Raw genomic sequence first — 14,485 nt, 5'->3', positions numbered from 1 at the left:
GGCACAAAACAGTACTATTGAATTAGGAAGTTGAAAGTTTCAATATTTTTCAAAGCTATACCTGTACCTTTGGCCACTGCATGAAGGGGTTCTTCGGGTACAATAAACTTAATCCCGAAGCGATCGGTAAGACGTTTGTCTAAGCCTCTTAGTAGAGCTCCACCGCCCGTTAGATTGATACCATTGCTAATAACATCTCCATAAAGTTCAGGAGGTGTCTCTTCCAATGTTTTAAGTATTGCGGCTTCGATTTTGGCTATAGAAGCATCCAAACATCCTGCTATTTCCGCCGAAGAAACGAGTATCTTACGAGGCAAGGTATCCATCTGGTCTGCACCACAAACCTCAAAATCGGGGGGCGTATCCTCTAGCTCCCTAATAGCAGCTCCTACATTTATCTTTATTTGTTCTGCCGTACGCTCTCCAATACGAACATTGTGCTTTTGGCGCATATGGTTCATAATATCATTGGTAAACTCGTCTCCTGCCGTACGAATAGATTGCTTAGTAGCAATCCCTCCATAAGAGATAACAGCTATTTCGGTTGTTCCCCCACCTATATCCACTATCATATTACCTTGAGGAGCTAAGACATCTATACCAATTCCGATTGCAGCCGCCATAGGTTCAAAAAGCATATACACCTCTCTACCTCCTGCATGTTCACAAGAATCATGCACAGCTCTTATCTCTACCTGTGTACTTCCCGATGGGATACAAACTACCATACGAAGAGACGGATTAAAGAGTCTACGAGACTTTTTATTTAGGCTCTTAATCATCCCTCTAATCATCTGTTCTGCGGCACTAAAGTCTGCAATCACTCCATCTCTTAAAGGACGCACTGTGCGGATATAAGCATGTCCTTTTTCGTACATCTCTCGTGCTTCATGGCCTATAGCCAACACTTCGTTGGTACGGAGGTCAAAAGCCACCACCGACGGCTCGTCAAGCACAATCTTTCCGTCTTTAGTGATTACGGTATTGGCGGTACCGAGGTCTATTGCCAATTCCTGTTTGAAAGAAAAGAGTCCCATATGATAATCTTATTCTATACAGATGCTTATACTTGTTAATCAATGCTTAAAGTGACGAACTCCTGTCATAACCATAGCGATGCCAAGTTCGTCTGCTTTCTTTATACTATCCTTGTCTCGGAGAGAACCTCCAGGCTGAACTATCGCAGTTATACCAGCCTCCGCAGCCAAAGCGACACAATCGTCGAATGGGAAGAAAGCATCGCTTGCCAACACAGCTCCTTGGAGGTCAAATCCAAAGTTACGCGCTTTCTCTATAGCTTGCTTGAGTGCAGAGACTCGAGAGGTCTGTCCAATGCCTACAGCTAAAAGACAACTATCTTTGGCGAGAGCTATTGCATTGCTCTTACAATGCTTAACGACCTTTTGAGCAAAAACGAAATCGTCTACTTCGTCTTCGGAAGGAGATTTTTGTGTTACCACTTCAAAGGCCTTTGGATCTTCATTATAATTATCATCCTCTTGCACCAATACTCCTCCTAAGGCTGACTTAAAACTGTAGTTAGAAGGGATTTCACCTTTTTGTAAAAGTAATATACGCTTGTTTTTTTGGGTAAGAATCGCCAAGGCTTCACTATCGTAATCAGGAGCAATCAACACTTCAAAGAATAGATCTCCGATAGATTGAGCCGTAGCTACATCAATAGGACGATTAGCTACAAGAATGCCACCGAATGCCGACTCGGGGTCGCAAGCCAAAGCTGCTACCCACGCCTCTTGAATAGTTTCGCGAGTTGCTATACCACAAGGATTATTGTGCTTCAGTACGGCAAAAGTGGGAGCCTTGTACTCTGCAATCAAATCGCACGCTGCGGCGATGTCTTGTAGGTTATTGTAAGAAATCTCCTTGCCTTGCAATTTGTCAAAATAGAGTTCTAAATTGCCGAAAAAGTACCCCTTTTGATGAGGATTCTCTCCATAACGCAGCACGTTAAGATGGTCTTCTGCAACACGGAAGGCTGATAAATTTCCTTGGTCGAAGTAGCGAAAAATATCGGTATCATAGCCCGAAGAAACGGCAAAAGCAAGTTTGGCAAAATGTTTACGCTCTTCCAAAGAAGTGATACCTTTTTGCTCTCTAAGAATATCCAAGAGGGATAGATACTGGTGCACAGATGATATAATGAGTACATCTTGGAAGTTTTTAGCAGCCCCTCTGATGAGTGATATACCACCGATATCTATCTTTTCGATAATGTCTTCTTGGCTCGCTCCAGAGGCTACAGTATCTGCAAAAGGGTATAAGTCTACAATAACCAAGTCAAACAGACGGATATTGAACTCTGCCACTTCTTTTAAATCCTGTTCGTGTTCGCGACGAGCCAAAATACCACCGAACACCCCCGGGTGCAGGGTCTTTACCCTACCTCCTAACATAGAGGGATATTGTGTCAAATCCTCCACTGCAGTAGCAGGGATACCTAACGATTCGATATAATCCTTCGTACCTCCTGTAGAAACCAGTTCGACATCAAGGGCATGAAGAGCACGAATAATCTCCTCCAAGCCCTCCTTATGATACACGGAGACAAGTGCTCGTTTTATTTTTCTTTCTATCTTTTCCATAAATCGCTCTGGAGCGCAATGTTGCTTCGTTTGTAGTTAAGTAGAGCAAAGATAGTAGATTTTATGCTCTCTTGTACCACTGAAAAACAAAAAGAATAAAGAAAAAAAGGCGGATAGAGGGAGATATTGTTGATAGAGAAAAACGGTAACGACTCTTTTCTAAAAAGGTACCTGTTAGCTCATTCCTACCTGTCGTGTCTTATCACACATCTTTGTACCCTTTTGTATCTCTCTGTATCAGCCACTTTATGCCCTCTTATGCACCAAAATATCCATCAACATTTTTCTTCCCTTCTGTCTTGTGCAAATTCCTCCCAGAGCGGAAGAGAAGTTGCCTCTTTACCCAAAAATCAAAAGGTATAACCCTTTTGAGAGTTTGCACAGAAGGTTTCAAACGTTTGCACAGAGGGTTTTGAAAGTTCGTTATATACCTTTCCGAAGGCAGCTTTCGTTTTCTCTTTTCTTTCTTCTAAACTCTTGTACTCCCCTATATTCGAAATCTAAAAACGAAGCAATATCGGACGAAATAAGTACTTTTGAGGTGCAAGAAAGCAGAGGTACAACCCCATCTCACACAATAGAGCTAATAACTGCTTATGAGGCAACAACAAACTCTCAATCTAAAAGGAAAGATTTGCTCTCTTTCTACCCCACAAGTAATGGGGATAATGAATGTTACACCCGATTCTTTCTATTCCGACAGCCGAGTACAAGGAGAGCAAGCTATGCGTGAGCGCATAGAACAAATTATTTCGGAAGGAGCTACAATGATAGATATTGGAGGATGCTCTACCCGACCAGGTAGCCAACAGCCTTCTATGCTTGAGGAGAAAGAGCGACTCATACCAGCTCTGCGTTTGTTGCGAAATGAGTATCCCGACCTGATTGTATCGGTAGATACCTTTCACAGTACCATTGCTCGCATGGCAGTAGAAGAGTACGGAGTCTCTATCATAAATGATATAAGCGGCGGTGAAGGAGATGCCAACATGTTTGCTACAGTGCTCAATTAAGAGTACCCTATATTTTGATGCACCTAAAAGGAGGTTTGGAACATATGCACGCCCAACATACCTACACCCCCAATGTAGAAACGGAGGTGTTGGACTATTTTATAGAACGTACAGATCGCCTCAGAAAATTAGGAGTGAAAGATATTATCCTTGACCCCGGATATGGATTTTCTAAAACTATGTCGGACAACTTTCGACTTTTTGCCCTTGCCCATCAGTCTTTAACCTCCTTACAGCTCCCTATACTCGTAGGGGTATCTCGTAAAAGAATGGTTTGGAAAACGCTGGACATTACCCCAGAAGAAGCGCTAAACGGCACCACCATACTACATACCATAGCTCTACTGCAAGGAGGGGTCAGCATCCTCCGAGTACACGATGTACGGGCTGCCGTAGAAGCGGTTATATTGACTCGCGAAGTTATACAGTACAATTATTAGACCCCCAATTTCAATATGTTTACCCTCTGGATGCCTTTTTCATTCAAAGATGTAATCGACATTGTATTGGTTGCACTCTTTCTATTTTACACCTACCAGATTTTGAAAAGTTCTGGTTCAAAAGCTATATTCTTAGGCATATTCACCTTCCTTATTCTATGGGTATTGGTATCTCAATTGCTCGAAATGAAGCTCATGGGAGCCATATTAGACAAATTCGTAAATGTCGGGACACTACTTATTATCATCATATTCCAAGATGAGATTCGTAAGTTTTTGGTCGGTTTGGGTTCTACTCGAAAGTGGAGGTTTGTTCGCAGATGGTTTTCCAAAGATGTACGCAAAGGGGAGACGGAAGACCGCAAATACATCGCTCCTGTAGTGTTGGCCACGCTCAATCTTTCAAAGAAAAAGACAGGAGCTATTATCGTCATAAGTCAATCAATGGACCTCTCCAACTACATTCATACGGGAGAAATGTTTCGTTCGGAGGTAAATGCCCGTCTTATCGAAAATATTTTCTTCAAAAATAGTCCCCTGCATGATGGTGCTATGATTATTATGGATGGAAAAATTTGTGCAGCAGGTTGCATCTTGCCAGTATCTTCTTCGGAAGATTTGAACAAAGATCTTGGTTTGCGTCACCGATCGGCATTGGGCATCTCTCAGGAGACCGATGCCAAAGTGGTTATAGTGAGTGAGGAGAGAGGGTTTATATCGTATGCCTATCGAGGAGAAATCCACGAAAATATTTCCATAGATGAACTACGTAAAGCTCTTGAAGAGTAGACCTATCTCATACTACCCCTATTTGTGAGAATTTACACCTTAGCTTGTAGGGTTCTCTGCATAAGTGTTGGAAAAGAGAAACCTTTCTATCCCTTGTTTTAGAGGGAAACATTTATTCTCTACAAGGATACTCCAGAAACAACACTACACTACTAACCCAAACTCCTACCACTCAGCCTCCTATTTCAAATAAAAATGACTCTCGAAAAAAGCAAGATAAAAGACTTGACTCAAGGCAAGATTAGTAAACAAATTATAGCCTTGGCAGCCCCTATTATAGGGACATCTTTCATCCATGTAGTCTACTCTTTTACAGATATGGCATGGATTGGGCGACTTGGGAGTAGAGAGATTGCCGCCGTGGGGGTTGTGGCAGTCTTAGTATGGCTAACAGGATCAATAGGAGCAATCGTAAAAGTGGGTTCAGAAGTTTGTGTAGCTCAAGGACTTGGGATGCACGATTCGTCATTGGCACGTAGCTATGCGAGACACAACACTACGTTGGCAGTGTATTTTTCTGTAATTCTTTTACTTCTATGTCAACTCTTTGGTCACAAAATTATTGCCCTATATGCCTTAGAACCCGACATTAGTGCTATGGCGGAGCAATACTTACGAATCACATCGTTAGGCTTTCCTTTTTTCTTTCTCTCCTTTTCTTTTGGAGGTATCTATACTGCTGCTGGAAGGAGTAATATTCCCTTTATAATCAATAGCATAGGACTTATAACTAATATCCTGCTTGATCCTCTTTTTATATTTGTATTTGACTATGGAGTAGAGGGGGCAGCTTGGGCTACTTTCCTATCCGAATTTTTGGTTTTCGTGGTCTTTTATTACAGAATAAAGATAAAGGAACAACTTTTGGGCAAGTGGGCTCTTATTGGAAGGCTTCATCGAAAAGAGTCTAAAGACATTTTGGCATTAGGACTTCCTGTAGCTCTTCTGAACTCACTTTTTGCTCTTATAACACTCACTATGGGTAGCATAGCCTCACGTGCAGGGGGACATATCGGAGTAGCCACAATCAATACAGGTGGTCAATTAGAAGCTATTACGTGGAATACTTCGCAGGGCTTTGGTACAGCTCTCGCAGCCTTTGTGGGGCAGAACTATGCAGCTCGCCAGTACAAACGTATTTTTAAGGCTTTCAAAGTTTGTATCCTTTTTACTTCCATTTTCGGAGTAATTGCTACACTTCTATATTATTTCTGGGGCGAAGAATTCTTTGCCCTCATTGTACCCGACCCAGAAGCCTATATCGAAGGAGGCAATTATCTACGTATCGCTGCATATTCTCAGCTTTTTATGATGGTAGAAATTACTCTTCAAGGACTCTTCTATGGTACAGGACGGAGTATAATACCAGCTTCTATCAGCATTGTGGGTAACCTATTGCGCATACCTATGGCCTTCCTTTTTCTCTCTTGGGGGTGGGGACTGAACGCCGTTTGGTGGGCTATTTCTCTATCTTCTATGCTCAAAGGACTCATCGCCATTGCCTCTCTCCCCTACATTAAATCTAAAATAAAAACTCTATCAACGTCTCATTCAAGTTAATACTATGCAGTACAAAGAGTATCTTTTTACATTGCTTTCCCCTACGAAACTTTCAGAAGATGTGTACTTACCGCTCTTAAGTAACGATCTGGCAGAGCTGGGGTTCGATAGCTTTGTAGAGCAAACAAATAGTTCTTTAATAGCCTATCTGCCCGAACGTAACTTTGAACAGATGGACGAAAAAGGAATCTATACACTCTCTTTTCCCGAAGTTAGTTTCATATATACTTCCTCTCTCTGTCCTGAAAAGAATTGGAATAGACGTTGGGAAGAAGAGTCTTTCACCCCCATAGAGATAGGGACTAAACTATTTATTCGCACTCCCCTCCAGCCCCCCTCCAGAAAAGAGGTAGAGTTAGAAATTTTTATACAGCCAGCCTGCTCTTTTGGAACAGGAGAGCATGCCACAACATGGCTTATGTTGAACTCACTTTTGATCGAAAACCTCGAGAGAAAAAAGGTCTTAGACGTAGGGTGCGGTACGGGACTATTGGGTATACTGGCTCTCTTGAGAGGAGCTCAAACGGCTATTTTCATAGACATTGATAGGCAAGCTACTGCCAACACAATACACAATATAGGATTGAATGCTATCTCTTCAGACAAAGAACATCAGGTCTACACAGGTATACTGGAGGAATTCTATTTTCCTCCTCACAGTTTCGATGTTATATGTGCCAATATACACCGAAATATTATCCTACATGATGCCATTAGGTATCGCTCTTTGTTGAACGAGAATGGCAACCTTTTTATAAGCGGTTTTCTTCGAGAAGATGAAGAACAAATAAAATCTCACTTTACCGCTTTAGGCTTTGTTTCTCAAGAGACTTTCAGAAAAGAGGAATGGAGTGCTATGAAACTTAGTATTGCACAGAACTAAAAAATCATTATATTTGGATCAGAAGAGCGTTTCTTCTCCCCATAGATAACGTTAAACCATAGCCCTACTTTAGAGGTCTAACAACTGAAAAGCAAAAAGTAAATAACCAACACAACTAAATACGTACAGCTATGAAATGGAACAAATTGATAGTCCTCTTAGGATTTTGCATGTTGACTTCCGTTAGCGGATGGGCACAGAATGAAGATGTTGACGATGCTATCTACATCTCTCCAGAGCAGGCTGAAAAGGCAAGAGCTAAGGCCATTGAAGAGAATCGTATGGCAAGAGAAAGAGCCTATGCACAGCGTCTCGAAAGAGAGCGATACGAAGATGCTTACGAATACGAGGACTTCGATACAGATGGCAATGAAATAAGCGATGATGAGATTGACTCCTACAATCGCAGAGATAAAGGTAAGGGCAAACAGGATCGCTACACCTCTCGAAAAAAGGAGCGGAGCATCGTTAAAGAGCGTGCTTTGAAAAAAAGAAAACAGAGAAAATATCGAGGCATTTATTCCGATCGTATAGCTCGTTTTCACGATCCTTCCACAATAGTTATCAAAGGGGTTGACCGTGTGGAAGTATATGTAGATGATGAGTACTACGGTAGTAATTATGACAATGGATACTACTATGACGATGATACAGATATCAATGTCTATATAATAACAAATTCTTACTACGGGAGCAGAGGATGGAATAGTTTCTATCCTTGGTACGATTCGTGGTGGGATTACTGGACTCCTTGGTCTTACTATGGCTACTACTCTCCCTACTATCATCGTTATAGATATTGGTATAATAGAGGGTGGAATTGGAGATGGAATAGTTTCGGCTACTACCCTACACCTCGTGATATTTGGTATGACGGCTACTACCAAGGTTACTTAGATGGTTACTACGGCTATGGAGGTCGTTATGGAGGTAGCTACTATGACCCTTACGTAGGTCATTACAAGCCTCGTAGCAATAAATATCAGCAAGGTAGACGTAGTAATGACTCCTACGGAGCAGAATACAATGAAGGTCGCAACCAGAATAGTAGAAATGTTTCTTCCTCAGCAAGAAGCAATGACAATGTAAGCATAGTACGAAGAAACAACACCTCCAATTATGAGCGAGGTACATATTGGAGCAACGAAGCAAACCGCGTTACTGACAATGACCAGAATTTTAACAGAAGAGATTACAGAGGTAATAGCTCCGTCTACAACAGAAGCAACCGAGGCAATTATTCTGAGGGCAGAAACCTCTCTCGTCCTTCATCAGAAAGAGAAACACAACGTATAGAAACTTCTCCAAGAGACAATTCGAACAACCGTTCTACCAGTCGTCGTGTAGAGCGTACTAATAGAGGAAGCTATGACTACGATAGAGGTAGTTATGACAGGGGTGGTAGCCAGCAACGTATCAATTCGTCCGTAAAACCTATTGAGCGCAACGATAACAATCGCTATAATAGTAGAAGTTACGACAATGGTGCTACAAGCAGACGTTCCTCCAGCAACTCTTATGAAAATAGGCGAAGTAACTCTTCGGCTGGTAGTTCTTACGAAAGTAGAAGTTCCTCCTCTTCATCTCGAGGTTCTTATGACAGTGGTAGAAGCTCCTCTTCTGGAAATAGCTCTGGCGGAGGTCGTCGAGGACGTTGATAGCATAACTTAACTTAATAAATAACATTACCAATAACAACAGAAACATACCAATATAAAATCATGAGAAAGTATATTGCAACTCTTGTTTTAGCGACAGCTTGTTGGGGAATGCAACAGGCAAAAGCACAAAGTGAGACCGATGCTTTTCGTTTAAGTCATACTGCTCCCTTAGGTGGTACAGCTCGTTTTCAAGCTATGGGTGGAGCCTTTGCTTCACTGGGAGGAGACCCCTCTTCCGTAACGCAAAACCCTGCAGGTATTGGGGTTTATCGGAACTCTGAAATATCAATATCTTTTGATAATACGAGCCAGATGAATCGTGCTAATTGGTACAACAATAACTCGAAGCATAAGACATCCTACTTTCGATCTCCCAACTTCTCAGCAATAGGTTCCTATTATGATCGCTATTCGGGCAATGGTTTTACCTTCGGTTTTAATCGGCAGAATTTAGCTCGATACAATCGTAGCTTCAAGATTTCAAGTGGACAGCCTATCGATTTCTCTTTGGCAGATTATGCTGCCCTAATTACTCCAGATCAGGCTAAACCAGAAGATTTACTCCCCAGAACTAACTTTGATCCTTACAAATCAAGTAACTATTCTTGGCTATCTATATTGGCGTACGAAGCAGGTTGGACACAAAAAAATAAGCAGGGAGCCTACGAAACACAGTTTTTCTACCCTAATAGAAATGGGAACTATGTCCCCTTTGGACCTTCCGAAGCTCATATAAATTGGAGAGAGAAAGGAAGTGTAGAGGCTTATGATTTTACTTTTGGATTTAACCATAGAGACCGCTACTACTTCGGCTTCTCCCTACGTTATACAGACATAGAATATGCCCTTGCCAGTAGTTATGCAGAAGATTTTATGGATGGCGACTATCTTATTTTGGGCAATGAACTATGGACAAGAGGAGGGGGTTTCTCTGTTAGCTTAGGAACCATCCTTCGTCCCGTAGGCGGATTGCGTGTAGGATTGGCTTACTTCTCTCCTACTTGGATGGTGTTGCAAGATGGATTTTTTGCATCTGCTAAGTCTCGCTATTCTCATGCCTTAGATAACGAAGGCAAACCAGTTCCTAAGGATCAGTGGATCCTTAACGGAAAAACCCCTAAAGACGCTACAAGCTCTTACCGTCTCTCTTCTCCTAGTCGTTTTGTTGTTGGCTTAGGCTACACTTTCGGCAGTCAAGGGCTAATCAGTTTAGACTACGAACTTACTCCCTATAACACTATGACTTTGCGAGATATGCAAGGAGAGTCTTACTTCTCTGTAGACAACCAAGCCATAGAAAAACATTATGGATTAGCTCAAACCATACGTATAGGAGCTGAATATAAGCCTATATCTCGCTTAAGTTTACGATTAGGAAGCGTTATTACTACCTCTCCTATGAAAAAGGGACAAGGCCTGACCTCATTCGACAAGAACACCACTCCCATTCTAACCGCAGGTACACTCCCCCACTATATGATACCTACGGGCAGTTTGACATTTACAGGAGGGATTGGTTATAGGATGTCTCGTTCTTTCTACATCGACTTAGCGTTTGTCAATTCAAAAACTATCAATCACGTCTATAGTTTTCCAACTCTATCGGATAGCAAGGGTAACCCTATCGGAGATTTTACCTCTCCTCAAAGTATTCGTTTGAGTGAAAACACATTAAAAACCATTTTCACATTGGGCTACAAGTTCTAATCGATAGAAATAGAATAAACCTGAGCTGATGAGCTACTAACAGGAGCTAATTCTGTTAGTAGCTTCTTTTTTGTATTATTAAAAGACTACCCAGTGATAGTTTGCTTCGATTCTGAAGTTTGTTGCTTAGCCAAGACGTTCTTTTATGTTTCGCATAAAAACTAAGAAAGACTAAAAGAAAAAGATTATTACTTCTCCTTTTAGCCTCTAAGGCATGTATGCTTCGCAAAATAGATTACAAAAGATTCAGAGAGAGCCGAGAGCCGGACTCGAACCGGCGACCTACTCATTACGAATGAGTTGCTCTACCAACTGAGCTATTTCGGCAAACCTCTAATCAAAGAAAGAACGAAGGTAAAAGAGCTTTAGCCCTTGTCTTTCGGGTTGCAAAGGTACTAATTAAAATTTATTCTGCGAAGAGATTGTTGAAGAAAGTATCCAACTCTTCTCCCATATTCTCAAGAAGAGGTCTTTCTAATAGCAATTGATCTTCGTAAACGAAAAGCAGTTCTACTGGCTCCTCGTCCGTCACGTAAGTTACGGAGAAAGGCTCTCCAATAAAGTCTTCATTGAAGAGGCCGTCTGTATAAAGCAGATGCAATTGATTGCGAAGCAAGGGTATAACCTCTTCGGAGGTTATACCTTTATTATTTTCATTGCTTATGAATCCGAAAATTACTTCCTCTCCTATGACCTTGTCGTCATCGTCAGAGACAACAATACGCCCTTCTGCAAAGTTGATAGAGACCATCAAATCGTAATAGGTCTTCGTACTCTTTGAGCATGCATCAATTACATGAACAAAAAACTTACGCAGAAGGTGCTGAATCTTATCCTTATCCATATCTTTTATACTCCTTATAGAGTGCTAAGTTGCTTCTTAATGGTCTCTATACGAGAGAGGGCATCTGCCTCTTTCTTTCGCTCTATGGCGACAACATCTTGAGGGGCGTTGTTGACAAACTTCTCGTTAGAAAGTTTCTTGCGTACTCCCATCAAAAATCCCTCTTGATGTTTCAAATCGGCTTCGAGTTTCTGACGTACGGCATCTTTGTCTATAAAGGCTTCGATAGGTACGGCATAGGAAACTGTCCCCACGATAAATGAGGCAGAAGATACTCCTTCGGGCGCACTCTTAGCTCTCTGTACCGAAGCTCTTGCCAACTTCATAATGAGAGAGTCTGCCTCACTATGCTCTATCTCTTGTACGTAGATGTCCAATAGCTCTTGACGAGGGATATTGTGCATAGTACGTATATTACGCACCTGTGTGATGACCTCTCTTGCTATTGCCACGGTCTTCAACAAACTTGCATTAAGCTCTATCTTTTGAGGATAAGAAGAATACATGATACTACTACCCTCTGGACGCTCTCTTAATTCATGCCAAAGTTCTTCAGTAATAAATGGCATGAAAGGATGAAGGATGCGCAAAAGGTCTTCAAAGAAGAGAATCGTCTTCTCCAAAGTAACACCATCTATCGGAGCACCATAAGCAGGTTTGATAGCCTCTAAGTAGAAAGCAGAGAAGTCGTCTCTGAATAACTTGTAAGCCACTGTTACAGCCTCACTGATGCGGTATTTCTCCATCAGGTCGTCTATCTCGGCAACAGCTTCACTCAAGCGATGAGCAAACCAATCTATAGCTATGCGACTCTCTTCGGGAGAGGAGTGTTGAGCATCTACTTGCCAAGTTTTGATTAGACGGAAAGAGTTCCATATCTTGTTACAGAAATTACGTCCCTGCTCCAAAAGTGCCTCTTCATAGAGCAGGTCATTACCTGCCGATGTTGCCATCATAAGCCCGACACGCACTCCATCAGCTCCATAATTGTCTATTAAATCCAATGGATTGGGAGAGTTACCCAACGTTTTAGACATCTTGCGCCCTAAGGCATCACGCACGATACCTGTTAGATATACATCTTTGAAAGGACGCTCTCCTCTATAGCGATAACCCGCTATAATCATACGAGCTACCCAAAAGAAAAGAATATCGGGTGCTGTTACCAAGGTATTGGTTGGGTAATAGTAGTTCAAATCCTTATTGTCGGAGTCAGTAATATCACCAAACACACTCATTGGCCACAACCAAGAGGAGAACCACGTATCCAAACAATCCTCTTCTGCCCTAAGATCTTCTTTTTGAAGCTGACTATTGCCACTCAAAGAGCGAGCTTTTTCGAGAGCTTCCTCTTCGGAGGGTGCTACGACGAAAGAGCCATCGGGCAAATAGTAGGCAGGTATTCTATGTCCCCACCAAAGTTGTCTACTGATGCACCAATCTTTGACATTCTCCATCCAATGACGATAGGTATTCTTAAACTTGGAGGGGATAAGGCTATCTCATCTTTCTCTACCGCTTCTAAGGCTGGACGAGCAATGTCTTCCATCTTAAGGAACCATTGCATAGAGAGTTTGGGTTCGATGGGAACGTGGGTACGTTCACTGTATCCTACTTTATTGACATAGTCTTCAACCTTAATCAACAAACCTTTTTCCTTCAAGTCTTGGGTTATCTTTTCGCGAACCTCGAAGCGATCCATACCTGCATAAATACCTCCCAGCTCATTGAGTGTACCATCGTCGTTAAGGATATCAATTGTTTCTAATTGGTGTGTCTGCCCCAATAAATAGTCGTTTACATCATGCGCAGGTGTTACTTTAAGACAGCCCGTTCCGAACTCCTTATCTATATACGTGTCGGCTATAATGGGGATAGCCCTGCCAACAATAGGAATAATAGCTTTCTTGCCGATGAACGCTTGGTAACGCTCATCCTCTGGATGTACACAGATAGCCGTGTCTCCCATAATCGTCTCTGGACGAGTGGTAGCAATGGTCAAAAATTGCTCGCTCCCCTCTATATTGTACTTCAAATAGTACAGATGGCTCTGTGCTTCCTGATGTATAACCTCTTCGTCCGAGAGAGCGGTTTTGGCCTTGGGATCCCAATTGACAATACGTATGCCACGATAGATGAGACCACTATTGAACAACTCACAGAATACTTTGACAACTTCCTTAGAGCGCTCTTCGTCCAACGTAAAAGCAGTTCGTTTCCAGTCGCAAGAGGCTCCCAAACGTTTCAACTGCTCTAAGATAATACCTCCATGCTCGCGAGTCCACTGCCAAGCGTGTTCGAGAAATTCCTCGCGAGAAAGCGAATTTTTAGAGATACCCTGCTCTGCCAAACGGGCTACCACTTTTGCCTCCGTAGCTATCGAAGCATGGTCGGTGCCAGGCACCCAACAAGCATTGTAGCCCAATAGACGAGCTCGACGTACAAGAATATCTTGAATCGTATTGTTGAGCATATGCCCCATATGCAATACCCCTGTAACGTTAGGAGGAGGTATTACAATAGTATAAGGAGGACGATTGTCGGGGGTTGAAGAGAAGAGATTATGGTCCAACCAGTATTGATACCATTTTTTCTCTATCGAGGAGGGATTGTAAACTGTTTCGTTATCCATTCTTTTCTGTACGCTATATTGTACGCTAATTTAAGATATTATTTTTGCAAAGGTATAAAAAGCTTGTTGCTTAATGGTTGGATTATTCAGAATAAGATATAACTGTTGCATACTACTGAACTCATTGCGTAATTACCAATACCCAAGTTTAGAAAAGCCCCTTGTGTACGTCTCTTTTAGATTAGTTGCCAAAGACTTATAACTACAACATAGTACAAGTTCTTACAAAAAGCTCGTCACAGCCAATTTTATGACCTCAAGTAATGCACTCAAGGTATATTGAAAAAGGAGACAAGAAGCAAAGGGGGAGTATGTACATAATGACGGTCTTATACAAAGGGTTAATGGTTGTA

8 protein-coding genes, 1 tRNA gene and 2 pseudogenes are annotated in these 14,485 nt (G+C 42.0%); 6 read left to right on the top strand and 5 right to left on the bottom strand.

Going from position 1 to position 14,485, the window contains the following annotated elements; genetic code table 11:
* Positions 1-14: 14 nt before the first annotated feature.
* The gene (locus JCM15907_RS01700; RefSeq protein WP_025842466.1) at positions 15-1,037 is read right to left on the bottom strand and encodes a rod shape-determining protein; all 1,023 of its coding nucleotides are present in this window, start codon (positions 1,035-1,037) and stop codon (positions 15-17) included.
* Positions 1,038-1,076: 39 nt separating this feature from the next.
* Positions 1,077-2,603 carry a bifunctional phosphoribosylaminoimidazolecarboxamide formyltransferase/IMP cyclohydrolase gene (gene purH, locus JCM15907_RS01695; protein WP_025842465.1) on the bottom strand — a complete coding sequence of 509 codons (1,527 nt, stop codon included), beginning with the start codon at positions 2,601-2,603 and terminating at the stop codon, positions 1,077-1,079.
* Between the two features lie 596 nt (positions 2,604-3,199).
* Here purH and folP point away from each other — a divergent pair.
* The 6 genes and pseudogenes from folP to JCM15907_RS01660 all read left to right on the top strand — a co-directional run bounded on the left by folP (position 3,200) and on the right by JCM15907_RS01660 (position 10,656).
* Positions 3,200-4,056, top strand: a pseudogene (gene folP, locus JCM15907_RS10125) (dihydropteroate synthase).
* Positions 4,057-4,071: 15 nt separating this feature from the next.
* Positions 4,072-4,845, top strand: a complete 774-nt coding sequence (cdaA, locus tag JCM15907_RS01680; protein WP_235266299.1) for a diadenylate cyclase CdaA — start codon at positions 4,072-4,074, stop codon at positions 4,843-4,845.
* Positions 4,846-5,040: 195 nt separating this feature from the next.
* Entirely contained in the window at positions 5,041-6,405 is a 1,365-nt protein-coding gene (locus JCM15907_RS01675) for an MATE family efflux transporter (RefSeq protein ID WP_025842463.1), read from the top strand.
* A 4-nt stretch (positions 6,406-6,409) separates the two neighbouring features.
* The gene (gene prmA / locus JCM15907_RS01670) at positions 6,410-7,288 is read left to right on the top strand and encodes a 50S ribosomal protein L11 methyltransferase (protein ID WP_025842462.1); all 879 of its coding nucleotides are present in this window, start codon (positions 6,410-6,412) and stop codon (positions 7,286-7,288) included.
* Between the two features lie 131 nt (positions 7,289-7,419).
* Positions 7,420-8,946: a hypothetical protein gene (locus JCM15907_RS01665; protein ID WP_148297417.1), complete on the top strand. Its 1,527-nt coding sequence runs from the start codon at positions 7,420-7,422 to the stop codon at positions 8,944-8,946.
* A 63-nt stretch (positions 8,947-9,009) separates the two neighbouring features.
* Complete coding sequence (locus JCM15907_RS01660; protein WP_025842460.1) at positions 9,010-10,656, top strand: hypothetical protein; 1,647 nt, start codon at positions 9,010-9,012, stop codon at positions 10,654-10,656.
* Between the two features lie 254 nt (positions 10,657-10,910).
* Here JCM15907_RS01660 and JCM15907_RS01655 read toward each other — a convergent pair.
* From JCM15907_RS01655 to JCM15907_RS10120, 3 genes and pseudogenes are all read right to left on the bottom strand, one after another.
* Positions 10,911-10,983, bottom strand: a tRNA-Thr gene (locus JCM15907_RS01655).
* Positions 10,984-11,062: 79 nt separating this feature from the next.
* Positions 11,063-11,500: a hypothetical protein gene (locus JCM15907_RS01650; RefSeq protein WP_025842459.1), complete on the bottom strand. Its 438-nt coding sequence runs from the start codon at positions 11,498-11,500 to the stop codon at positions 11,063-11,065.
* Positions 11,501-11,514: 14 nt separating this feature from the next.
* Positions 11,515-14,132, bottom strand: a pseudogene (locus JCM15907_RS10120) (valine--tRNA ligase).
* Between the last annotated feature and the right edge of the window lie 353 nt (positions 14,133-14,485).

This window comes from Porphyromonas gingivicanis JCM 15907, assembly GCF_000614585.1.
Taxonomy (GTDB): Bacteria; Bacteroidota; Bacteroidia; order Bacteroidales; family Porphyromonadaceae; genus Porphyromonas; species Porphyromonas gingivicanis.
Note: the sequence above shows the minus strand (reverse complement) of the source record. Positions and strands in the feature narration are given on the sequence as shown.